Source organism: Falsiruegeria litorea R37, from assembly GCF_900172225.1.
Taxonomy (GTDB): Bacteria; Pseudomonadota; Alphaproteobacteria; order Rhodobacterales; family Rhodobacteraceae; genus Falsiruegeria; species Falsiruegeria litorea.
Window position 1 is genome coordinate 2,391,531 of record NZ_FWFO01000001.1, and the last position, 22,319, is coordinate 2,413,849.

Consider the following 22,319-nt stretch of genomic DNA (forward strand, 5'->3'; position numbering starts at 1 on the left):
TTTGCGACTCAACAGCTGGCAGACCCCTCAATCGCCCGACAAATGACCGGAATGCTGAAATGTTCGGCAAAAATACCAGTCAAGGGACGCAGCGGCGCACCTTGTCAAACCTCCCGGACCAAACTACCCAATGTGGCAACACGCAAACTGCGCCACGATATCCGAGTGAAAGAGGGCCAAACATGACCGCACGCTTCCAGGGAACCGCCGAATATGTGGCGACAGACGATCTGACGATTGCCGTGAACGCCGCCGTGACACTGGAACGTCCTTTGCTGGTCAAGGGCGAACCAGGCACGGGCAAGACCGAACTGGCCAAACAGGTCGCAGGCGCCCTGGGTCTGCGGATGATCGAATGGAACATCAAATCGACGACACGCGCGCAGCAGGGTCTGTATGAATACGATGCCGTAAGCCGTCTGCGCGACAGCCAGCTGGGCGAAGAAAAGGTCCACGACGTCGGCAACTACATCAAAAAAGGCAAGCTTTGGCAGGCGTTCGAGGCGGACGAAAAGGTCGTGCTGCTGATTGACGAGATCGACAAGGCCGACATCGAGTTTCCCAACGACCTGCTGCAGGAACTCGACAAGATGGAGTTCCACGTTTACGAGACCGGCGAGACCATCAAAGCGAAACAGCGCCCGATTGTGATCATCACCTCGAACAACGAAAAGGAACTGCCCGACGCCTTTCTGCGCCGCTGTTTCTTCCACTACATCCGCTTCCCGGATGAGACCACGATGCGCAAGATCGTCGAGGTGCACCACCCCGGCATCAAAGAGGGTTTGCTGACCACCGCGCTGACGCAATTCTATGAGATCCGCGAAACGTCGGGACTGAAGAAAAAGCCCTCGACCTCCGAGGTGCTGGATTGGCTCAAGCTGCTGCTGGCCGAGGATCTGACCGCCGAAGACCTCAAACGCGACGGTGCAAGTGCCCTGCCCAAACTGCACGGTGCACTTTTGAAAAACGAGCAGGACGTGCATCTGTTCGAGCGGCTGGCCTTTATGGCACGCGGCCAACGCTAAATCTTAATCCAAGACCTGAGACAAGAAGCCCGCCCCAAAGGTTGCGGGCTTTTTTGTGTCAGTCTGCATCAAGCTCTTTGATACAAAGTTGCAAACAGTTCGCACCTTGCCTTAACAGTGTCAGAATGCGACCATAGTGCTGACGCGAAGGCGCTTCAGGGTGTAACGCATTCGCACAGCTTGCCAATTGGACCGAACCCAGAGTGACCAGACTGCACAAAAGCCGCGCCTTTGGCGCTTGCGACCGGAAAAAGCTGGCCACGGCGTCGGGCGCGCTATTTTACGTATTTGAACAATTTCATTTTGACGGGACAACGGCATCTTCCGTCTGATGCTTGGGGGTAACTTGATGATCCGCAAAACCGCGCTGGCCATGGTAATGATTGTTGCTGGCTGTAACACCGTCCCCCTCGAAGATACGCCAACCCGCGCTCAGATCGCCGACAGCTCTCTGCCGCCGATGAAGGCGTTTGTGACGCCGCATCCCTCGGCTCCGATCCGGTCCAACAGCAACATCGCTCAGGATTTCTTGTCACTGCATTTCCAACTGGAAAGTGGGCGTGCCTTGCCCATGTTCACCCGGTTTGAAACGCCGATCACCGTGCGCGTCACTGGACAGCCCTCGTCCACCCTGAACGGCGATCTTGGCCGTCTGTTGGGCCGTTTGCGCCGCGAGGCCGGGGTCAACATCACGCAGGTTCGCTCGGATCAACCGGCCAATATCACCATCGAGGCGATCAGCCGATCCGAGATCCGCCGTGCGCTGCCGCAGGCCGCCTGTTTCGTCGTGCCCAACGTCTCAAGCCTGGCCGAGTTCCGCCGGGACCGTCGAAAATCGCGGACCAACTGGCTGGAAATTGAATCGCGCGAACGCCTGGGAATTTTCCTTCCCTACAACGCCAGCCCGCAGGAAATCCGCGACTGCCTGCACGAAGAGCTGGCGCAGGCCATCGGGCCGCTCAATGACCTTTACCGCCTGCCGGATTCCGTTTTCAACGACGACAACATCCACACGGTTCTGACCGGGTTCGACATGCTGATCTTGCGGGCCACTTATGCGCCCGAATTGCGCACCGGCATGAGCCGCGAACAAGTCGCCCGCGTTCTGCCCGGCATTCTGGCGCGCATGAACCCGCGCGGAAACTCGATCCCGGCGCAGCCAATCACCCCCACACCGCGAGACTGGATCGACGCGGTACAAAAGACCTTTGGCCCAGGTGCCTCGGCAAGTCAGCGCAAATCTTCTGCCGCCCGCTCGGTCGCGATCGCGCAGCGCGAAGGATGGACCGACAACCGGCATGCATTCAGCCTGTTCAATCTGGGTCGCGTGACCCAAGGAACAGACCCGGCCAAGGCGCAACAATATTTCGGCGCGGCACAGCAATACCTGGCCAGCATTCCCGGCACTGACCTGCACAAAGCCAACATCGCCGTCTATACCTCGGCCTATGAAATTTCGCGCGGCAACGCCCAAGGGGCGCTGCGTCAGATCAACCCGGCGATCAACATTGCCGCGCGGGCCGAAAACGCCTCGCTCATGTCGATGCTGATGCTGCTCAAGGCCGAAGCGCTGGAGATTCAGGGCCGCGGCAGCGAGGCACGCGCCGTCAGGCTGGACAGTCTGGGTTGGGCGCGGTACGGCTTTGGCTCGGACCACGCGGTTCGCGCCCGGATGCGTGAAATCTCGGCGTTGAACCCCAACAAACGAGCGGGCGGCTAAACGCAGATGATCATTATCGGATTTGCCCTTGTGGGGGCGGTTCTGGGCGGGATGACCGCCAAAAAACGTAACGGCACAGGGGCCGATATTGCCCAATATGCGGCCGGTTACGGAATTGCTTTTGCGCTTGTTGGGGTGGTAGCAACACTTATACTTCACCGAATGGCGCTCTGATCTCATGTTCCTGCCCTTTTTCGAAAACCTCCGCAAAGCTGGCATTCCCGTATCCTTACGCGAATACCTGACCTTTCTGGAGGGGATGAAACGGGGCCTGGCCACCTACGATGTCGAGGCGTTTTATTACCTCGCTCGCGTGTCGATGGTGAAAGACGAGCGTAACATCGACAAGTTCGATCAGGCGTTTGCCAACAGCTTCAAGGGTTTGGAAGAGATCAGTTTTCAGCAGGTGATCGAGGCGGTGGACATCCCCAGCGACTGGCTGGAAAAGATGGCCGAAAAACACCTGAGCCCCGAAGAAATGGCCGAGATCGAGGCCATGGGCGGCTTTGAAAAGCTGATGGAGACGCTGCAAGAGCGGCTCAAGGAACAGCAGGGGCGCCACCAGGGCGGCAACAAATGGATCGGCACCGCCGGAACCTCGCCCTTTGGCGCCTATGGCTACAACCCCGAGGGCGTGCGCATCGGCCAAAAAGAGAGCCGCCACAAGCGCGCGGTCAAGGTCTGGGACAAGCGCGAGTTCAAGAACCTGGACGACACGGTCGAACTGGGCACCCGCAACATCAAAGTGGCCCTGAAACGCCTGCGCCGTTGGGCCCGCGAGGGGGCCAACGAAGAGCTGGATCTGGACGGCACCATTCGCGCCACGGCCGAACACGGTTATCTGGACGTCAAAACCCGCCCCGAGCGTCACAACGCAGTCAAAGTGCTGCTGTTCCTGGACGTCGGCGGCTCGATGGATCCGCACATCAAGGTTGTCGAGGAGCTGTTTTCAGCGGCACGAACCGAATTCAAGCACATGGAATACTTCTACTTCCATAACTGTCTGTACGAAGGCGTCTGGCGCGACAACCGCCGCCGCTGGGACGCGCAGATCCCGACGCATGAGGTGCTGCGCACCTATGGGCCCGACTACAAATGCATCTTTGTGGGCGACGCCAGCATGTCGCCCTACGAGATCGCCTATCCCGGCGGAGCCAACGAGCATTGGAACCCCGAGTCCGGTCAGGTCTGGCTGGAACGTGCCCGCGATCAGTGGAATTCGAACCTCTGGATCAATCCGGTGCCCGAGAAATACTGGGACTACACCCATTCCATCAGCATGATCCGCGAGATTTTCGCCGACAACATGGTGCCCATGACCCTGTCCGGTCTCGAACGCGGCATGAAAGAGTTGACGCGCTAACGCGTCAAACGTTCGAACACCCTTCATATTCTGACCCATGCATGCAAAGCTGTGGCCATCGCTGCTATGACTTTTTTTCAGACTCATGGAGGTTTCATGAGACGTTTATTGCTTCTTTCCGCCGCCGCCGTTGCCTTGACCGGCCCTGCTGCTGCACAATTTGTCCCCTCACAAGAATCGCTTCAGGGGCTTTACCCCGGCAAGGCCTATTCGCCTTACGCCAAGCGCTCATTCCCCAGCCGCGTGTTCTGGGGCGACACGCATCTCCACACCGGGTACTCGATGGATGCCGGCCTGTTTGGCAACACCACCGGCCCCGATACGGCCTATAAATTCGCGCGCGGCGAAGAAGTGACCGCCGCCTCTGGTCAACCGGTCAAGCTGGCCCGGCCTTTGGATTGGCTGGTGGTGACGGAACATTCCGACGGCATGGGCATGATCTTTGATTTGCAGGACGGCGCGCCCAACGTTCTGGCCACCGAACAGGGCCGCCGCTGGAGCGAGGCCATCAATGAGGGCGGAGAGGCCTCGGTCGCCGCCACGCTCGACCTGATCACCACCTTTTCCCAAGGTGAAATGGACCCCCAGCTGATCGGCGACTACTCGCCCGGTTCACCCATCTACGCGTCGGTGTGGGAGGATCTGATTCAGACGGCCGAAACCTATAACGAGCCAGGCCGGTTCACCGCCTTTCATGGGTTCGAATGGACCTCGCTGGACAAGGGCAACAACCTGCACCGCAATGTCATCCTGCGCGACGGTGCCAACAAGGCGTTGCAGGTCGAGCCGATGGTCACCCAAGGCCCCGGTGGCACAACGGACCCAATGGGGCTTTATGCCTGGCTTGAGGATTATGTAGCCAAGACCGGCGGTCAGGCCTTTGCCCTGGCCCACAATGGCAACCTGTCAAACGGGATCATGTTCCCGACGGACGAGCGCTTTACCGGCGACATGGTGGATGAGGCCTATGTCCAAGCGCGCGCCAAATGGGAGCCGCTGTATGAGATCACCCAGATCAAGGGCGATGGCGAGACCCACCCGGTTCTGAGCCCGGATGACGAATTTGCCGACTATGAGACCTGGGATGCTGGCAACCTGGACCTCACCGAAGCCAAGACCGAAGAGATGTTGCGCGGTGAATACGCCCGCGAGGCGTTGAAACAGGGTTTCATGTTGGAGCAGAAGTTCGGGGTGAATCCCTATCGGTTCGGCTTTTCTGGGGCCACGGACAGCCACACATCGCTCGCAACCGCCGACAGCGACAACTATTTCGGCAAGGCCACCAATGCCGAACCGTCCCTGACCCGCATGACCCACCCGTTCACCAAGACCGATCAGGGCGAATTCCCTGGCTGGTCGCTTGTGGCCTCGGGCTATACCGGGGTCTGGGCCGAGGAAAACACCCGCGCCTCTATCTGGGACGCCATGGTCCGGCGCGAGGTCTACGCCACCACCGGCCCCCGCATGGCAGTGCGCTTCTTTGGCGGGTGGGAGTTCTCGGACGCTGACCTGCGCACCCGCAACCCGGCCTTCGTCGGCTATGACAAGGGCGTACCCATGGGCGGTGACCTGCGCGCGGCGACCTCGGACGCGCCCACATTCATGGTCTATGCCCTGCGCGACCCCATCGGCGCCAATCTGGACCGGGTTCAGATCGTCAAAGGGTGGATGGACGCGGATGGCGCGCTGCATGAGCGGGTCTATGACGTCGCCTGGTCGGACGATCGCGAACCCGACGCGAATGGCAAAGTACCAGCGGTAGGCAACACAGTGGACGAAGCAGCCGCAAGCTGGGCCAACACCATCGGTGCCTCGGAACTGGCCGCTGTCTGGACCGACCCCGATTTCGACGCGGGCCAGCAGGCGTTTTACTATGCCCGTGTGCTGGAAATCCCCACACCCCGTTGGGTGCTCTATGACCAGGTTCGCCTAGGCGCCGAGGTTCCCGCTGATGCCGTGCGCATCGGACAAGAGCGCGCCTATACCTCGCCCATCTGGTACGCCCCCGAAGGATGATCACAATGCGGGCAGGTCCCTTGCCTGCCCGCCCCATCACCCCATCTTTGAGACATGATCAGGTTCACCCCAATCCTGCTGGCCATTTTGTATGCGTTGGCGATGTACCGGTTCTCGGTTTGGCGCACCAACCGCGAGCTTGACGCGCGATCGACCGAGTTGGCCGATCCGGGGCTAAAGGCACTGACCGACCGGCTGGCGGTGGCGCTCGATCTGAAACGGGTTCCGGTCTACATCTATGAAATCGATCCGGTAAACGGTCTGGCCGCTCCGGACGGGCGCATCTTCATCACGCGCGGGTTTTACCGGAAATACCAAAGCGGAGAGATCACGGGGCCGGAAATGGCCTCGGTCATCGCACATGAGATGGGGCATGTGGCGCTTGGGCATTCGCGCCGCCGGATGATCGACTTTTCCGGTCAGAACGCCATGCGCTCGGCACTGGCGATGATCCTGGGCCGGTTCATCCCTTTTGTCGGGGCCTGGATTGCGGACGGGTTGATGACCCTGTTGGCCGCGCGACTGTCGCGTTCGGATGAGTATGAGGCCGACGAATACGCCGCCGCCCTGCTGACCAAGGCCGGCATCGGCATCGGCCCGCAAAAATCGCTGTTCCACAAGCTCGAAGAGCTGACCGGCCAACGCGCAGGCGTCACGCCTGCATGGTTGATGAGCCACCCAAAGACCCACGAACGCATCGCAGCTTTGGAAGTGCTGGAAACCCGGTGGGATCAGGCTTAACCGCTCGCCTCTTGATCGCTGAGCACGCGCGCAGACACGACGCCGGGATATGCCCGCAGGACATGGGCGATCTTTGGGTCCTGACCCTAGCTCGTCAGTGCCTTGGCCAGCCTCGGCAAACGTGCCTTTTTCAACAGCGGGCGCAATTCCCATTTGTCGCCGGACAGACGATTGGCCTCGCTCAGCACATTTTCGGCCACGGCAGAGATCTGTGCCGGGTTATCCCGCCAAAACTGCAAAAGCAGTGCGTCCGGGTCGATGCGATCCACGCCTTCTTCGGCCAAGATGTGCCGGGGAAAATCGCGGCGGTTGACTGTCACGATCAAATCAGCTGACGCGGCAACTGCGGTCGCCAGCACATGAACGTCTGCCGCATCCGGCAACCAGAGCCTCTGTTCGATGCCTGGTGCAGGCGCCACCTCAGCCGCCGACCAGTTGGCGCGCGTCAATGCAATCTCGGCCCTCGCCTGCGCCTCGCCCGCGGGGCCCAGCTTGACGCTGGCGCGCGACCATTCCTCGAGGATACGGGCCGACCACAGCGGTGTATAAAGCCCCGCTTTGGCCGCGCCCATCAGCATCTCGCGCATCACCGTTGGGTAGATGACGCAGGTGTCCAGAACAGCCTTCATAGACGGAAGAACACCGCCTTGAGGTAACCGCTTTCCGCCAGTTGCGGCAGTTGCGGGTGATCTGGTCCGGCGTAACCGGTGTGCAGCAGCTGCGCTGAGCGCCCCGCACGCCCGATACCACGAGCCGAGGCGGCGCGGAACTTACCCAAATCAGCCGCGTGTGAACAGGAACAGAGGCCCAGATAACCGCCGTCGCGGACCAAGGGCGCGGCCAGTCGGGCCACACGTTCATAGGCGCGCAGACCTGCATCGAGCGCCTGTTTCGACGGTGCAAATGCGGGTGGGTCACAGATCACCACATCAAAACTTTGCCCTTCGTCGGCCAGTGCTGTCAGCACATCAAAGGCATCGCCCTTGCGCGCGGTGAAGCGGTCGCCCATGCTGCTCGCTTCGGCCCCCTGCTCTGCCAAGCTCAAGGCCGCGGTCGAACCATCGACCGACAGCGCCGCGCCTGCACCACCGGCGAGCATGGCCAGACCAAAGCCCCCCACGTGTGAAAAGACATCCAGCACCTTGGCGCCGGGATGCACCAACCGCGCGGCAAAGGCATGGTTCTCGCGTTGATCGAAGAACAAGCCGGTTTTCTGCCCGCCCGTCAGATCGGCCATGTAGGTCGCGCCATTCATCGGCACCTGCACCGGGGCCTTGGGTGCGGTGCCATGCAGCACGGTGTTTACGTCATCCAGCCCTTCGAGCCCACGCGTGCGGCCAGAAGCGTTTTTCAAGATGGTGGTGACACCGGTGACCTTAGCCAGGGCTGTCGCCAGCACGTTCAGATGCGCCTCGGCCCAGGCTGCGTTGGGTTGCAACACGCAGGCGTCGCCAAAGCGGTCGATGACCACCCCCGGCAGCCCATCGGCCTCGGCGTGAACCAGACGATAGAACGGCGCGTCATACAGCTGCTCGCGCAGGCGCAAGGCACGGCTCAGGCGGGCTTCAAACCACGCGGCATTCAGTTCGGCCGCCGGATCACGGTCCAGCATCCGCGCGATGATCTTAGAGTTCGGGTTGACCGACACCAGCCCCAAAGGCTGGCGCGCGTCATCTTCGAGCATCGCCAATGTGCCAGGCGTCAGCTTTTTGGTGCGGCGGTCGGTGACCAGCTCGTTGGCATAGACCCAAGGGAACCCATGACGCACGGCACGGGCGTTGGCCTTGGGTTTGAGTCGGACGGTCGGGCGGTCAGATACGGAAAAGGGCGCTGTCATGGCGCCCTCTTACTAAGATTGGTCTGGCTGTGAAAGGCTCAGATGTTGTTCAGCATCTGGAAGAAGCCAAGCGAGGCGTTCTTGTAGCCTTCGGGATTGGTCAATTCCTGCCGAATGACCTCGGCCAAGTGGTTGGTGATACGCACTTTTTGGGTCAGGCCACGGGCCTCGGCTTGCAAGGCTTGTTGACCACCAAAGGCGTCCAGATCAGCGCGCACTTCGCGAACGGGCACCAGCAGTTCGCCGGTCTTGGCGTTTTTCAGCGCCAGATCAAACGTGATCGAGTGGACGCCGCCCGTGGTATAGCGGGCCTTTTCGGTCAACGCGTGGAAGCGCTTCACCTGGATCACGACTTCAGCCGACACCGGACCATTCAGCGGGGTCACACCGCGCACGATCGCATCCTGCACGATTTTTTGCACCTGTGCGTGGCGGTCACCAATCGGATCCTCGCGCCATACGATGTCACCGCGCGGCAGATACCGGTTGGCTTCGGACACTTTCAGCGAGCGCGGCACCAGAACGGTCACCGAATTCACGGATACCGGCGCCTGCCCCGGCACAACACTCAGCGCACCGGACGCATCCGACGTCGCAGCACGGGTTGCGGAAATTTCGACCTGACCCGAAGCAACGGCCGGGATCGGCTGGCGTTCGGCCTGAGTCAACTCATAACCTGCGGGTGCTGCAACCGCGCCATCGGGCAGTTGTTCGTAAGGGGCGTTGCGCGTCGGGACGTCGACCGCGGCACATGCCGAGACAGTCAGCCCCAAACCCATCAGCAGAATCAGTCGCATGGATTTCATTGTCTCTTCTCCTTCAACGAGCCCCAAATGAGACTCTTTGCACCTTTGATGGAGTAAGATTTGCTCCCCAATTGAGGCAACTTTGAGACAATTTCTGACCGATTTAGAGATTGTTCACGGTCCCACGACCGGTTTTTCAACTCAGTCTCGGGGTCTGGAGCGCCAACCGCCGCGCCGTTTTGGAGCCGTCATCCGGGTCATGCCTTCGCGCAGAACATGGGTCATCGGGTGGTCGTCGGGCTGCTCGGCGTAACGCTCGAGCAGCGCCGCGATCGCCTCACGGGAATCCTGCCCGTCCGGCAGGCTCAATGCCCAATCCAGAAAGATGCTGCGGCACTGCGAGGCCACGATGCCCTCGATCCGATAGGCTTCGCGGATCAGCCCCTTGGGGTCCAACACGTCCCGTTGATCTTTCATGCCTGCCCCCTGTCCAATGTCGTCGTGTCCAACGCTGCAGTGATCACCGCATTTGCCTGCGCATAGCCATCGGCCAGGGCCGCTTCGAGTTCCGAGAGCTGATCGAAACCGGCGCTGCGGCACAGAAACGCGCCGCCCCCTTCGCCGATCTTCTCGACTTCGATCCCCTGCCCCGACAGCAACCGCGCCGCCGTTTGCACCGACCAGCATAGGTCATAGGTGTCCTTGAGCGTTTGGGCATCCGCGACATTCAGCACCCCAACAGCGACCGCCGCGTCTAGGCCAGAATGCACATCGCGCGCCGGATTGCCCGCCAGCAGGCTGCCGGTCTGGGCCATCAACTCGATATCCAGCATCCGCCCCGGCCCGGTCTTGGCGTCCCAAATATCAGTTGGGTGCTTTGCGGCGGCCAGGCGCGCGCGCATTTCGGTCACATCAGTCAGAACCTTGGTGCGATCTCGGGGGGATATCAGAACCTCCTGCCGGAACGCCTCGATATCCGCGCCCAGGCTCGCATCGCCAGCCACAGCGCGGGCGCGGGTCAGGGCCAGATGTTCCCACACCCAGGCCTCGTTCTGCTGATAGTTGGTAAAGCTGCTCCAACTGGTGGCAACCGGCCCCTGACTGCCCGAGGGGCGCAGGCGCATGTCCACCTCATAAAGCCTGCCCTGCGCCATCGGCGCCGTCAGCGCCGTGATCAGCGCCTGGGTGAAGCGCGCAAAATAGGGCCGTGTCGACAGCGGGCGCTTGCCGTCGGACATCTCGACCCCTTGCGGGTCATAGATCACGATCAAATCCAGGTCGGACGTCGAGTTGAGCCGCTCGGCCCCCAGCGACCCCATGCCCAGAACCGCCATGCCCCGCCCCGGCGCAGGCCCATGCTTGGCCTCGAACTGCGCCGTGACAATCGGCAGGATAGAGGCGATCACGGCACTCGCCAGATCGGAGTACTGGCGGCCCGCTGTCGCCCCGTCGATCAGACCGCGCAGATGATGCACACCAACACGGAAATGCCATTCCTTGGTCCAGCGCCGCGCCGTGTCGAGCTGGCGCTCATAGTCTCCCTCAGCAGCCAATGCGTCAGACAGTTCGGCCTGCAGCACCTGTTCCCCCGGCCAGTCATCAAAGAACGACCCTCCGATCACCGCATCGAACACGGATGCATTGCGTGACAGGTGCCCAGCCAACGCATGCGAGGTGCCCACGATATCCACCAACAGGTCGATAAGCTGTGTGTTGGCTTCGAACAGGGAAAAGAGCTGCACCCCTGCGGGCAACCCGGCCAGAAACCCGTCCAAGGCCATCAGCGCCTCGTCCGGTTTGGCGGTGCGCGACAGGCGCGACAGCAACTCGGGCTTGATGCGTTCGAAAATCTGCGCGCCGCGTTGCGAGCGCAGCGCCGGGTACGTGGGCCACCGGGCGATGATGTCGGTGTCGAACGCGACCGGAGCCGCCTGCGGCTCAGGCGCTGCATCTGGCGCAAAAAATCCTTCGGTCAGGTCGTGAACCTCGGTCAGGCGATCCTTGAGGTTGGCTTGCAGCTCCACCAGATCCAGGTCCATCAGACAGGCCACCCGTTCCATGCCGTCCTGCGATTTTGGCACGCGGTGGGTTTGCGCGTCATGCACCATCTGAATGCGGTGTTCCACATCGCGGTGCGCGCGGTAGTGATTGGTGAGCTTTTCGGCCACGTCCTGCGGGATCCAGCCCTTGGCCGCCAGCGCCGCCAGCCCCGGCACGGTGCCGCGCACCCGCAGATCACGGTCGCGCCCGCCTGCGATCAACTGACGGGTTTGGGTGAAAAACTCGATCTCGCGAATGCCGCCCCGGCCCAGCTTCATGTCGTGACCCGGCACGGTGATCGGCCCGCCGGTGCCTTTGTTCTCCCGGATGCGCAGGCGCATGTCGTGGGCGTCCTGAATGGCGGCAAAGTCCAGATGCCGCCGCCAGACAAACGGCGTGAGCGTTTGCAGGAATGCCTCGCCCGCCGCGATGTCCCCGGCACAGGCCCGCGCCTTGATGTAAGCCGCCCGCTCCCAGGTGCGGCCCAGGCTCTCGTAATACCGCTCGGCCGCCTCGGTCGCCAGGCACACGGGCGTCACCGCCGGATCGGGGCGCAGGCGCAGGTCAGTACGAAAGACATAGCCATCCGCCGTCCGATCGCTGAGCGTGGCGCAGAAGTTCCGCGTCGCCCGCACCATGCCCTGGCGGGCTTCATAAAAGTCGTCGGGGTCATAGCGGGTTTCGTCAAAGAGCACGATAAGGTCGATGTCCGAGCTGTAGTTCAGCTCATGCGCGCCCATTTTGCCCATGGCCAGGATGACCATGCCCGCTGCCGTCTCGATGTCATCCTCGGTTTGTCCGGGCAGCTTCTTGCGGCGGATCAACGTGGCAATCTCGGCCTTTGCCGCCACATCCGCCGCCAAAGCGCCAAAATCCGTCAGCGCCGTTGTCACCTGCTCCAGCGTCCAGCCACCGGACAGGTCCGCCAAAGCCGTGAGCCCGGCAACCCGCCGCTTGGCCTGCCTGAGCCCCGGTTTGAGCTGATCAAACGACAGCGCGCGACAGTCGGCAAAGACCCGCGCCACAGCACCTTGGGGATCATCCAGCGCTTCGGTCAGCCACACGGCCTCCTGCTCGAGCACGCTTTTGAGGTACGGGCTGGTGCCCCCCGTACCCGCGATCAACGCGGCGCGGTCAGACGACAGGTCCGGGAACCGCGTCAGCGTCTCGGCGCCTAGATCAGGGTCAAAAGGTCGGGGCGTGCGGGAGATGTGCAGCGGTGAAGTCATGCCCGCAGGGTGACCATCCCCCGCCGCCCGCGTCAATGCGTCAAAGCGGCGAAACACGCCTCTGATCCGCTGCGCTGACTTATGGCCTTTCTGAGCTTGCAATAGTTCTGTAAGAATCACGAAATAAACAGCCGTTCAATTCATTGATGTTGGGGAGGAGGCACCACATGGATTTCGCGCTTACCGAAGAGCAGACCGCCATTTTTGATATGGCCTATCAGTTCGGACAAGAGCACATCGCACCTTTTGCCCGCCAGTGGGAGGCCGAGGGCACCATCCCGAAAGAGCTGTGGCCCCAAGTGGGCGAGTTGGGCTTCGGCGGGCTTTATGTCTCGGAAGAGGTCGGCGGTTCGGGCCTCACCCGGCTGGATGCGACGCTGGTGTTCGAGGCGCTCAGCATGGCCTGCCCCTCGGTCGCGGCCTTCCTGTCGATCCACAACATGTGCGCCAAGATGCTCGACAGCTTTGGCGATGACGCGCTGAAAGAGCGGATCATGCCGGATGTGCTGAGCCTGAACACGGTGCTCAGCTATTGCCTGACCGAACCCGGATCAGGCTCAGACGCCGCCGCGCTGAAGACCCGCGCGGAACGCACGAACGAGGGCTATACGCTCAACGGGACCAAGGCATTCATCTCGGGTGGTGGCTATTCCGACGCCTATGTCTGCATGGTGCGCACGGGTGAGGATGGGCCAAAGGGCGTTTCGACCGTCTATGTCGAGGATGGCACCGAGGGCCTGAGCTTTGGTGGGCTCGAGGACAAGATGGGCTGGAAAAGCCAGCCAACCGCGCAGGTGCAGTTTGACGATTGCAAGGTGCCTGCGGGCAACCTGGTCGGAACCGAAGGCGACGGCTTCAAATACGCCATGATGGGTCTGGATGGGGGGCGTTTGAACATCGCCTCTTGCTCTCTGGGCGCGGCGCAAACGGCCATGAACCTGACGCTGCAATACATGTCCGAGCGGCAGGCATTCGGCAAATCCATCGACCAGTTCCAGGGCCTGCAATTCCGCCTGGCCGATATGGAAATCGAGCTGCAAGCCGCCCGCGTGTTCCTGCGCCAAGCGGCGTGGAAGCTGGATCAGGGCGCGCCGGATGCGTCGAAACACTGCGCCATGGCCAAGAAGTTCGTGACCGAAGCCGGATCGAAGATCGTAGACCAATGCCTGCAGCTGCACGGCGGATATGGCTATCTGGCCGACTACGGGATCGAAAAGCTGGTGCGTGATCTGCGGGTGCATCAGATCCTGGAAGGCACCAACGAGATCATGCGCGTGATCACCGCCCGCCACCTGCTGGCCAATAGATGACACCAGGCTGGTACAAAACCCTGAAACGCTCGACCCTGTATCGGGCGTTTCTCGTTCACCGTGTGTGGACGGCCAAGGCGATTTCAGCGTCAGGGATTTTGTACTGCTTTCCACTTATCACATTGCTCGCCGTTTGGTGGTTTCTGCCCGTGACGGTGCTGTCAGTGTCCTGGCTTCATGTCGCAACGTCTGCCGGAGTGTCAGAGCACGCAATGCTAGGACTTGCACTTTTGCAGCCGGCATACGTCGTGGTAGCGGGCCCTATCGTGCTCCGAGCCTTGCATGACACACTCCGTGGCTACTTTGCTGGTTTCTCGGCAGTGTTTGGCAACACCACCTCGCTTATCAGCCTGCTACAGGACACACAGAACGAATTGAAACATTGGGGACATCACCATGTCTGACATCGACATCCGCGTCACCGGCCGTGCGGGCCGCATCACTCTGACCCGGCCGAGCGCCCTAAACGCGATGAGCTATGACATGTGCATGGCCATCGACGCGGCCCTGCGCAATTGGCGCGAGGATGACGCGGTTGATCTGGTGATCTTTGACGCCGAAGGCGACAAGGCGTTCTGTGCGGGCGGTGACATTGCCGAGCTCTATGATACCGGCACCAGGGGCAACTATGAGTATGGCCGCACCTTCTGGCGCGACGAATACCGGATGAACGCGCTGCTGTTCGAATACCCCAAGCCTGTGGTCAGCTTCCTGCAAGGGTTCACCATGGGCGGCGGGGTTGGCATTGGCTGTCACGGCTCGCACCGAGTGGTCTGCGAAACTTCCAAAATCGCCATGCCGGAGAACGGAATTGGCCTGGTCCCGGATGTGGGCGGCACTTTGATGCTGGCCTTGGCACCGGGGCGCTTGGGCGAATACCTCGGGCTCACGGCAGGGCGCATGGGCCCCGGCGATGCGATCTTTGCCGGGTTCGCCGATCACTATATCCCCCGCGACATCTGGGGCGATCTGATCGCCATGCTCGAGGCCTCGGGCGACGCGTCCCACGTGGAAACCCATGCGCAGCCTGCCACCGACAGCACGCTCGAGGCGCAGATGCCTCAGATTGACGAGGCATTTGGCGGCGAGAGCCTGGGTGACATCCTGAACACGCTGCGCACGCTGGATAGCGATTTCGCCGCCGACACGCTCAAGACAATGTCGCGCATTTCACCCCTGTCGATGGCCTGCACCATCGAGATGCTGCGCCGCCTGCGTGGCCCGTCGCTGACCATCCGCAAGGCGCTGGAGCTGGAATACCGCTTTACCTATCGCGCAATGGAGCATGGGGATTTCTTGGAAGGCATCCGCGCGCAGATCATCGACAAAGACCGCAACCCGGCCTGGCAGTTTGCTGATCAGAACGTTCCCGTTGCGGCGGTGTCGAAAATGCTGCAGCCATTGGGCAAGGACGCATTGTCATTCGAGGAGGAGAAACAGGGTATGAAGATCGGGTTCATTGGACTTGGAAACATGGGTGGCCCCATGGCCGCCAACCTGGCCAAGGCAGGCCACGACGTCACCGGCTTTGACATGGCAGATGTCGCGATCGACGGTGTGAGCATGGCCGACAGCGCCGCTGCAGCAGCGGCAGGCGCGGATGTTGTGATCACCATGTTGCCCAATGGTCAGATCCTGCGCGCGGTGGCCGCAGATGTGATCCCGGCTATGGCAGCAGGTGCGGCCCTGGTCGATTGCTCGACCGTTGACGTCGACAGCGCCCGTGCGGTTGATGCCGATGCGGCGGCGGCTGGCCTTCTGTTTGTCGATGCGCCGGTTTCGGGCGGCATTGGCGGGGCTGCTGGCGGCACGCTCACCTTCATGGCGGGCGGCAGTGCGGATGCTTTTGCCAAGGCCGAGCCTCTGTTCGATGTCATGGGCCAAAAGGCCGTGCATTGCGGTGATGCAGGGGCCGGTCAGGCGGCCAAGATCTGCAACAACATGATCCTGGGCGTCACCATGATCGCCACGTGTGAGGCCTTTGCTCTGGCGGACAAGTTGGGCCTTGATCGGCAAAAGATGTTCGATGTGGTGTCGACCTCGTCTGGCTACAGCTGGACGATGAACGCCTATTGCCCGGCGCCTGGCGTTGGCCCGCAAAGCCCCGCCGACAACGATTATACCCCCGGGTTTGCCGCCGACCTGATGCTCAAGGACCTGCGCCTGTCGCAGCAAGCGGCCGAAAGCGCCGATGCGGACACGCCGATGGGTCAACTGGCACAGGCGCTTTATGCGCAGTTTGTCGAAGGCGAGGACGGCGCAGGCAAAGACTTCAGCGCCATGCTGCCCCGGTTCGAAAAGCGCGGGCGCGAATAACACGCGCCTGCAACGGTGCGTGCCGAGCGTTGGCGCGCACCAAACCACTTTCTGTCGCAAACAGACAACGCCTCTGCCTGCTCTCCTTCTAGGCTCGGTCCAAACGACCGGAGTCTCAGATGCCCACATTCGACCGTTTCGCCGCTGACCTGACCTACGCCGACCTACCCGCGCCGGTCCTGCAGGTCCTGCGCCGCAGCTTTCTGGACACAATGGGCGTCGCGGCTGTCGGGTCGACCACGCCGCTGGCGTCCATCGCCCGAAAGGGCGCCACCGCGCTGTTTGGCGTGTCTGACGCAGGTCCGGCGCGCATGATGATGGACGGCACGCCCGTCAGCCCCGCAGGGGCGGCCATGGCCGGGGCCTTCACCATCGACAGCATCGACGCGCACGACGGCACATCCCCCTGCAAAGGTCATGCCGGATCGGCGATCTTTCCTGCCCTCATGGCTGTCGCAGACGCGCAGGTACAGCCCGCCACAGGGGCAGATTTCGCCACCCTGCTCGCCATCGCGTACGAGGTCAGCTATCGCGCGGGCCTTGCGCAGCATGCCACCTGCGCCGACTACCACACATCCGGAGCTTGGACTGCTGTTGGTGTCGCTGCCGCCGTGGCACGGCAATTGGGTGCCGGGGCAGAAATCATCCGACACGCCGCCGGGATCGGGGAGTACCACGGGCCCCGCAGCCAGATGATGCGCTGCATCGATCACCCCACCATGGTGCGCGACGGTGTGGGTTGGGGCGCGCCATCGGGCGTAACGGCGGCCTATCTCGCCACCATGGGCTTCACCGGCGCCCCTGCCCTGACCTGCGAAGGCGACGATGCCGCCGCATTCTGGTCCGATCTGGGGGACAGATGGCAGTTGGTCGAGGACACCCATTACAAGCCCTACCCCTGTTGCCGATGGGCCCACCCGGCGCTGGATGCCGCCGCCGAGCTGATGTCCGCGCACAACCTGATCCACAACCAAGTGGCCGAGGTCGAAATCCGCACCTTCCACAATGCCACCCGTCTGGCGGGTCATGAACCGGCCACACCGGATGAGTTCGCCTATTCCATCGCTTTCCCGGTCGCGACGCAGATCGTGCGCGGTCAGGTCGGCGTGCCGGAACTGGCCCCGGAAACCCTGACCGACCCCGATATTCTGCGCCTGAGTCGGGCAACAACCCTGATCGACGATCCGCATTTCACCAAGATCAGCGTCGGCAAACGGTGGGCGCAGGTGACGCTGGTGCTGCAGGATGGCACCCGGCTGACGTCCGAGCCGCGCACGCCGCGTGGTGACACCGACCTGCCGCTGAGTGACCGGGAAATCTCGGACAAGTTCCACCTGTTTGCCGATCCTGTTTTGGGTCGGACACGCGCAGATGAGATCGAAGATCTGAGCACACGGTTTGACAGCCTTTCGGCGCAAGAGGTCTCGCGCCTTTTGGACCTGTGTCTAAACGCCCCCGGTTAACGCCAAACGCGTCGCGTCATCGGCGGGGAACATCAACTCTACCTTCAGCTCGGACATCGCCAGATCACCGGTTGTGCCGAACTGTGCGATGGTCGAAAAGAACGACAACAGCTGATCGCCCATCCGATAGCGCGCCGGTATGACCGCTGGCAGAACCGCGTCATCCCTGGACACTCGCGCCTGCAATGCTTCGACCGCCCGTTCGATCACCGGATCGCGACCAAAATGCGTAAGTTCCGTCCTGAGCCGTGCCAATGTGTGCCGCTCAACCTCTTCCAGGTTGTCCAACGCGCCGCGCAAAGCTTCATTGCTCACCAAAGCCTCGATCAGGCTGTCCCCAAGCTGCAAACCCGACGCGCTCAACATCATCGCCGCCGGGCCATTCATCTCCTCCAACTGCCAATGCCGGTTCAACGCCATCGCGGGGTATGGCGCGTGATTGTCCAGCATCCAGGCCACCGCCTCTTTCAGTGGTTTCAAATCCTCGGCGTCGGGGGAGCGCGAGGCATAGGCCGGGGCCATGCCCGCCGCAGTCAGCAATTGGTTGCGGCCCGCATTGGGCACGCTCAACTCATCGCACAGCCGCAGCACCATACCCCGGCTGGGTCGCGCGCGTCCGGTTTCCAGAAACGACAGATGCCTTGCCGACACACCTGCCGACAGGGCCAGATCCATCTGGCTCATCCGACGCGTTGTCCGCCATTCTTTTAACGCAGGACCAAAATCAGCCATGGGGCACCTCCGTGGAACAGTCTACGCGGACCGCGCCGAAATGCACTTACCTGAGAGGTAATTGTTTTACCTATGTGACACCGGCAAGGGTAGAGAGGATCAAACAGGAGACCCTGACATGACCGACACCAAAACCGTCCTCACTACGACCCAGTGGCTCAAATCCGCAGCCGTGGTCTGCATCGCGATCGGATTGGCCATGGCGATGGCCCCTTTCACCTTTCTTGCCCCCGCTCTGAGCTTCTTTGTGGACCTGGCCCATCTGCCGCTCGACGGTGCGCAACAGATCGACACCGATACCGAGGCCCTGCTGAGCGCCATCAGTGGTGGGTTGCTGTGTGGATTGGGTGCCGCCGTCTGGCTGATCGCCGATCACCTCTATGCGCGCGATCCCACCTTGGCGCGGCGCATGATCACTCTCACTCTGCTGGCGTGGTTCATTCCCGACAGCCTGGGCTCACTCGCGGCCGGGGCCTGGTTCAACGTGGTGATGAATTCGGGTTTTCTGGCGCTTTTCCTTGTGCCGATCCTGATGTCACGCACAAGCCAAGAGGCGGCCGCTTGAACCGCCCCTTCACCTTTTCAGAAATGCTCCGGAAAGAGGGGCAAAGCCCCTCATCCAATCATTCCGCCGCGACCCGTTCCGGGTTCAGCATCGGTTTCAGGTAATGCCCTGTATGGCTGCCCTCACAATCAGCAACCTCCTCGGGCGTGCCCTGGGCCACGATCCGGCCACCGCCATCACCCCCCTCGGGACCGATATCGATGATGTGGTCGGCGGTTTTCACCACATCAAGGTTATGTTCGATCACAACCACGGTATTGCCCTGATCGACCAATTTATGCAGCACTTCCAACAGCTTGCGGACGTCTTCGAAATGCAGACCGGTTGTTGGCTCATCCAGGATATAAAGCGTCCGGCCGGTCGAGCGCTTGGACAGTTCCTTGGACAGTTTCACCCGCTGCGCCTCGCCCCCTGACAGCGTGGTCGCCTGCTGACCCACCTTGATATAGCCAAGCCCGACACGGGCCAATGCATCCATCTTGTCGCGGATGCTCGGCACCGCCTTGAAGAAGTCTTGCGCGTCTTCGACTGTCATATCCAACACGTCGGCAATGGACTTGCCTTTGAACTTGATCTCAAGCGTTTCACGGTTGTAGCGCGCGCCCTTGCAGGTCTCACACGTGACGTAGACATCCGGCAGAAAGTGCATTTCGATCTTGATCACACCATCGCCCTGACAGGCCTCGCATCGGCCGCCCTTGACGTTGAAGCTGAAGCGACCGGGTTTGTAACCACGCGCCTTTGCTTCGGGCAGACCGGCAAACCAGTCGCGGATCGGCGTGAAGGCCCCGGTGTAAGTCGCTGGATTTGAACGGGGCGTTCGCCCGATCGGACGCTGATCGATGTCGATGACCTTGTCCAGATGCTCCAGACCCTTGATTGTCTCGCACGGTGCGGGCGTCTGCCGCGCGCCGTTCAGGCGCATGGACGCGGTCTTGAACAGCGTCTCGATCGTCAGGGTGGACTTGCCCCCACCCGACACGCCGGTCACGCAGACAAACTTGCCAAGCGGGAAGTCGGCCGTGACCTTTTTCAGGTTGTTGCCGGTCGCCTTGACCACCGTGAGCGTCTTGCCGTTCCCTGCGCGCCGCTCTACGGGGACCGAAATTTCGCGCACACCGGACAAATATTGCCCGGTGATCGAGGCTGCATCATTTGTGATGTCCGCAGGCGTCCCGTGGCTGACCACCTGTCCACCATGCACACCGGCTCCCGGACCAATATCGAACACATAATCGGCCTCGCGAATGGCCTCTTCATCATGTTCGACCACGATCACCGTGTTGCCCTGATCGCGCAGGTTCTTGAGCGTCCCCAGAAGCCGGTCATTGTCGCGCTGATGCAAGCCGATGGACGGCTCGTCGAGCACGTAAAGAACTCCGGTCAGCCCCGAGCCGATCTGGCTGGCCAGACGGATCCGCTGGCTTTCGCCCCCCGACAGTGTGCCACTTGAACGTGACAGCGTAAGGTATTCCAATCCCACGTTATTCAGGAACCCAAGACGCTCGCGGATCTCTTTCAGGATGGCGCGGGCAATCTCATTTTTCTGCTGGCTCATGTGCCCGGGTGCGCTTTCAACCCAAGCCAACGCCTCGCGGATCGACATCTGCACCACCTGCCCCACATGCAGGCCCGCGATCTTGACCGCAAGTGCCTCGGGCCGCAGGCGGTACCCTTCGCAGGTGCCGCAGGGACGGTTGTTCTGGTAGCGTTCGAACTCTTCGCGAATCCAGTTCGAATCCGTCTCGCGATAGCGGCGCTCCATGTTGGGAATGACGCCTTCGAACACGCGGGTGACTTGATAGACGCGGCCCCCCTCGTCATAACGGAACTCGATTTCTTCTTCGCCCGAACCGTACAAAAACACCTGCTGCACCTTCTTGGGCAGGTCTTTCCACGGGGTGTTCTTGTCGAATTCGAAGTGTTTGGCGATGGCTTCGATGGTCTGCAAGAAGTAGGGAGACTTGCCTTTACGCCACGGCGCCAGCGCACCATCATAAACCTTTAGCGTCTGGTCCGGCACCACAAGACGCTCGTCAAAGAACAGCTCAACGCCTAGGCCATCACAACTGGGGCATGCCCCGAAGGGTGCGTTGAACGAGAACAGACGTGGTTCGATCTCGGGGATCGTGAACCCACTGACAGGACAGGCAAAATTCTCGGAGAACGTGATGCGCTCCGGGTCACCTTCACGCGGCGCGGTTTCCAGAATTGCGATACCATCGGCCAGATCAAGCGCGGTGCGCAGGCTGTCGGCCAACCGGGTTTCCATCCCCTCTCGCACCACCAGACGGTCGACCACAACGTCGATGTCATGACGGAATTTCTTGTCCAGTGTGGGCGGCTCGTCCAGTTCGTAGAACTCACCATCGACCTTCACCCGCTGAAACCCCTGTTTGCGCAGTTCCAGAAATTCCTTTTTGTACTCCCCCTTGCGGTCACGCACGATGGGGGCCAGCAGATAACCGCGCGTCCCGTCTTCCATCGTCATGATCCGGTCAACCATGTCCTGCACTTGCTGTGCCTCAATCGGCTGGCCGGTGGCAGGACTGTAGGGTGTGCCTGCCCGCGCAAAAAGCAAGCGCATATAGTCGTAGATTTCGGTCACGGTGCCGACGGTCGAGCGGGGGTTTTTCGACGTTGTCTTCTGTTCGATAGAGATGGCGGGACTAAGACCGCTGATGTGATCCACGTCGGGTTTTTCCATCATATCAAGGAACTGGCGCGCATAGGCCGACAGGCTTTCGACATAGCGCCGCTGCCCTTCGGCATAGATCGTGTCGAACGCCAGCGAGGATTTACCAGACCCTGAAAGACCGGTGATCACCACCAGTTGATCCCGCGGGATATCAACGTCGATGCCTTTGAGGTTGTGTTCGCGTGCGCCGCGCACCTCGATGTTCTTCAGCTCAGCCATCCGGGCCCCCTGCACTCAAGTGGTTAAGAGATAGTGGAGCGTGGCTGAGTCTCCAACCCAAAAATGCGAACAAAGTGTGAACCTGTGAAAATTCGCCATAGGTGACTATCAGGTATTTTGCGCAAGGCTCCGCCTTTGAGGATTCATTGCTTGGCCCGGATGGCGACAGGTGCAAAACCGCCGTCCTCCAGCAAGCTCTCGCACATCATCATCGATGGGCGTCACATTGGATCACCGGGAAGACCGACTTGGATCGGCGGCATCGCATTGGAAGCTCGCCCCGCACACCCTGATTT

Annotated in this window: 17 protein-coding genes and 1 pseudogene; 11 read left to right on the forward strand and 7 right to left on the reverse strand. The window is 61.3% G+C overall.

Annotated elements, in window-relative coordinates:
* Positions 1-182: 182 nt before the first annotated feature.
* The 6 genes from TRL7639_RS11655 (at position 183) to TRL7639_RS11680 (ending at position 6,868) form a co-directional block, all read left to right on the forward strand.
* Complete coding sequence (locus TRL7639_RS11655; protein WP_085795823.1) at positions 183-1,028, forward strand: AAA family ATPase; 846 nt, start codon at positions 183-185, stop codon at positions 1,026-1,028.
* A gap of 349 nt (positions 1,029-1,377) precedes the next feature.
* Positions 1,378-2,748, forward strand: coding sequence for a DUF2927 domain-containing protein (locus TRL7639_RS11660; RefSeq protein WP_110647145.1), 1,371 nt, complete (start codon positions 1,378-1,380; stop codon positions 2,746-2,748).
* A 6-nt stretch (positions 2,749-2,754) separates the two neighbouring features.
* The gene (locus TRL7639_RS11665; protein ID WP_085795824.1) at positions 2,755-2,922 is read left to right on the forward strand and encodes an apolipoprotein acyltransferase; all 168 of its coding nucleotides are present in this window, start codon (positions 2,755-2,757) and stop codon (positions 2,920-2,922) included.
* Positions 2,923-2,926: 4 nt separating this feature from the next.
* Entirely contained in the window at positions 2,927-4,111 is a 1,185-nt protein-coding gene (locus TRL7639_RS11670; RefSeq protein WP_085795825.1) for a vWA domain-containing protein, read from the forward strand.
* Positions 4,112-4,207: 96 nt separating this feature from the next.
* Complete coding sequence (locus tag TRL7639_RS11675) at positions 4,208-6,127, forward strand: DUF3604 domain-containing protein (RefSeq protein ID WP_085796399.1); 1,920 nt, start codon at positions 4,208-4,210, stop codon at positions 6,125-6,127.
* A 54-nt stretch (positions 6,128-6,181) separates the two neighbouring features.
* A complete protein-coding gene (locus TRL7639_RS11680) occupies positions 6,182-6,868 on the forward strand; it encodes a M48 family metallopeptidase (protein WP_085795826.1) in 687 nt (228 codons plus the stop codon).
* Positions 6,869-6,954: 86 nt separating this feature from the next.
* Here the strand turns inward: TRL7639_RS11680 and TRL7639_RS11685 are convergent, their stop codons facing one another.
* From TRL7639_RS11685 to glnE, 5 genes are all read right to left on the reverse strand, one after another.
* Entirely contained in the window at positions 6,955-7,497 is a 543-nt protein-coding gene (locus TRL7639_RS11685; RefSeq protein WP_085795827.1) for an RSP_2648 family PIN domain-containing protein, read from the reverse strand.
* Entirely contained in the window at positions 7,494-8,705 is a 1,212-nt protein-coding gene (locus TRL7639_RS11690) for an RSP_2647 family RNA methyltransferase (RefSeq protein WP_085795828.1), read from the reverse strand. Before TRL7639_RS11690 ends, TRL7639_RS11685 begins: the two co-directional genes overlap by 4 nt.
* Before the next feature lie 38 nt (positions 8,706-8,743).
* Positions 8,744-9,511 (reverse strand): DUF6778 family protein, encoded by a 768-nt coding sequence (locus tag TRL7639_RS11695; RefSeq protein WP_085795829.1) that lies wholly within the window; start codon positions 9,509-9,511, stop codon positions 8,744-8,746.
* Positions 9,512-9,652: 141 nt separating this feature from the next.
* Positions 9,653-9,928 carry a hypothetical protein gene (locus TRL7639_RS11700; RefSeq protein WP_085795830.1) on the reverse strand — a complete coding sequence of 92 codons (276 nt, stop codon included), beginning with the start codon at positions 9,926-9,928 and terminating at the stop codon, positions 9,653-9,655.
* Complete coding sequence (gene glnE / locus TRL7639_RS11705) at positions 9,925-12,720, reverse strand: bifunctional [glutamate--ammonia ligase]-adenylyl-L-tyrosine phosphorylase/[glutamate--ammonia-ligase] adenylyltransferase (protein WP_085796400.1); 2,796 nt, start codon at positions 12,718-12,720, stop codon at positions 9,925-9,927. The genes TRL7639_RS11700 and glnE overlap by 4 nt, the downstream gene beginning before the upstream one ends.
* A gap of 167 nt (positions 12,721-12,887) precedes the next feature.
* On the opposite strand from glnE, the gene TRL7639_RS11710 reads away from it, so the two are divergent.
* The 4 genes and pseudogenes from TRL7639_RS11710 (at position 12,888) to TRL7639_RS11725 (ending at position 17,809) form a co-directional block, all read left to right on the forward strand.
* Positions 12,888-14,030: an acyl-CoA dehydrogenase family protein gene (locus TRL7639_RS11710; protein WP_085795831.1), complete on the forward strand. Its 1,143-nt coding sequence runs from the start codon at positions 12,888-12,890 to the stop codon at positions 14,028-14,030.
* Between the two features lie 396 nt (positions 14,031-14,426).
* Positions 14,427-15,392: pseudogene (locus TRL7639_RS23485) on the forward strand (enoyl-CoA hydratase/isomerase family protein); the annotation flags it as partial.
* 81 nt (positions 15,393-15,473) lie between these two features.
* Positions 15,474-16,346, forward strand: coding sequence for a 3-hydroxyisobutyrate dehydrogenase (mmsB, locus tag TRL7639_RS23490; protein ID WP_306456282.1), 873 nt, complete (start codon positions 15,474-15,476; stop codon positions 16,344-16,346).
* A gap of 119 nt (positions 16,347-16,465) precedes the next feature.
* Positions 16,466-17,809: an MmgE/PrpD family protein gene (locus TRL7639_RS11725; protein ID WP_085795834.1), complete on the forward strand. Its 1,344-nt coding sequence runs from the start codon at positions 16,466-16,468 to the stop codon at positions 17,807-17,809.
* On the opposite strand, the gene TRL7639_RS11730 is transcribed toward TRL7639_RS11725, so the two are convergent.
* The gene (locus tag TRL7639_RS11730; RefSeq protein ID WP_085795835.1) at positions 17,792-18,541 is read right to left on the reverse strand and encodes a helix-turn-helix domain-containing protein; all 750 of its coding nucleotides are present in this window, start codon (positions 18,539-18,541) and stop codon (positions 17,792-17,794) included. The genes TRL7639_RS11725 and TRL7639_RS11730 overlap by 18 nt on opposite strands.
* A 118-nt stretch (positions 18,542-18,659) precedes the next feature.
* Here TRL7639_RS11730 and TRL7639_RS11735 point away from each other — a divergent pair, with 118 nt between their 5' ends.
* Positions 18,660-19,106 carry an excinuclease ABC subunit A gene (locus tag TRL7639_RS11735; RefSeq protein WP_165759802.1) on the forward strand — a complete coding sequence of 149 codons (447 nt, stop codon included), beginning with the start codon at positions 18,660-18,662 and terminating at the stop codon, positions 19,104-19,106.
* 58 nt (positions 19,107-19,164) lie between these two features.
* Here TRL7639_RS11735 and uvrA read toward each other — a convergent pair whose 3' ends face one another.
* Positions 19,165-22,023, reverse strand: coding sequence for an excinuclease ABC subunit UvrA (gene uvrA, locus TRL7639_RS11740; protein ID WP_085795836.1), 2,859 nt, complete (start codon positions 22,021-22,023; stop codon positions 19,165-19,167).
* Positions 22,024-22,319: the final 296 nt, after the last annotated feature.

Excerpts from the sequence above, each read along its gene's own strand:
- mmsB (WP_306456282.1), top strand. The coding sequence starts at position 15,474 with ATGAAGATCGGGTTCATTGGACTTGGAAACATGGGTGGCCCCATGGCC.
- TRL7639_RS11725 (WP_085795834.1), top strand. The coding sequence starts at position 16,466 with ATGCCCACATTCGACCGTTTCGCCGCTGACCTGACCTACGCCGACCTA.
- TRL7639_RS11735 (WP_165759802.1), top strand. The coding sequence starts at position 18,660 with ATGACCGACACCAAAACCGTCCTCACTACGACCCAGTGGCTCAAATCC.
- TRL7639_RS11710 (WP_085795831.1), top strand. The coding sequence starts at position 12,888 with ATGGATTTCGCGCTTACCGAAGAGCAGACCGCCATTTTTGATATGGCC.
- TRL7639_RS11675 (WP_085796399.1), top strand. The coding sequence starts at position 4,208 with ATGAGACGTTTATTGCTTCTTTCCGCCGCCGCCGTTGCCTTGACCGGC.
- TRL7639_RS11660 (WP_110647145.1), top strand. The coding sequence starts at position 1,378 with ATGATCCGCAAAACCGCGCTGGCCATGGTAATGATTGTTGCTGGCTGT.
- TRL7639_RS11670 (WP_085795825.1), top strand. The coding sequence starts at position 2,927 with ATGTTCCTGCCCTTTTTCGAAAACCTCCGCAAAGCTGGCATTCCCGTA.
- TRL7639_RS11700 (WP_085795830.1), bottom strand. The coding sequence starts at position 9,928 with ATGAAAGATCAACGGGACGTGTTGGACCCCAAGGGGCTGATCCGCGAA.
- TRL7639_RS11655 (WP_085795823.1), top strand. The coding sequence starts at position 183 with ATGACCGCACGCTTCCAGGGAACCGCCGAATATGTGGCGACAGACGAT.
- uvrA (WP_085795836.1), bottom strand. The coding sequence starts at position 22,023 with ATGGCTGAGCTGAAGAACATCGAGGTGCGCGGCGCACGCGAACACAAC.
- TRL7639_RS11665 (WP_085795824.1), top strand. The coding sequence starts at position 2,755 with ATGATCATTATCGGATTTGCCCTTGTGGGGGCGGTTCTGGGCGGGATG.
- glnE (WP_085796400.1), bottom strand. The coding sequence starts at position 12,720 with ATGACTTCACCGCTGCACATCTCCCGCACGCCCCGACCTTTTGACCCT.
- TRL7639_RS11695 (WP_085795829.1), bottom strand. The coding sequence starts at position 9,511 with ATGAAATCCATGCGACTGATTCTGCTGATGGGTTTGGGGCTGACTGTC.
- TRL7639_RS11730 (WP_085795835.1), bottom strand. The coding sequence starts at position 18,541 with ATGGCTGATTTTGGTCCTGCGTTAAAAGAATGGCGGACAACGCGTCGG.
- TRL7639_RS11680 (WP_085795826.1), top strand. The coding sequence starts at position 6,182 with ATGATCAGGTTCACCCCAATCCTGCTGGCCATTTTGTATGCGTTGGCG.
- TRL7639_RS11690 (WP_085795828.1), bottom strand. The coding sequence starts at position 8,705 with ATGACAGCGCCCTTTTCCGTATCTGACCGCCCGACCGTCCGACTCAAA.
- TRL7639_RS11685 (WP_085795827.1), bottom strand. The coding sequence starts at position 7,497 with ATGAAGGCTGTTCTGGACACCTGCGTCATCTACCCAACGGTGATGCGC.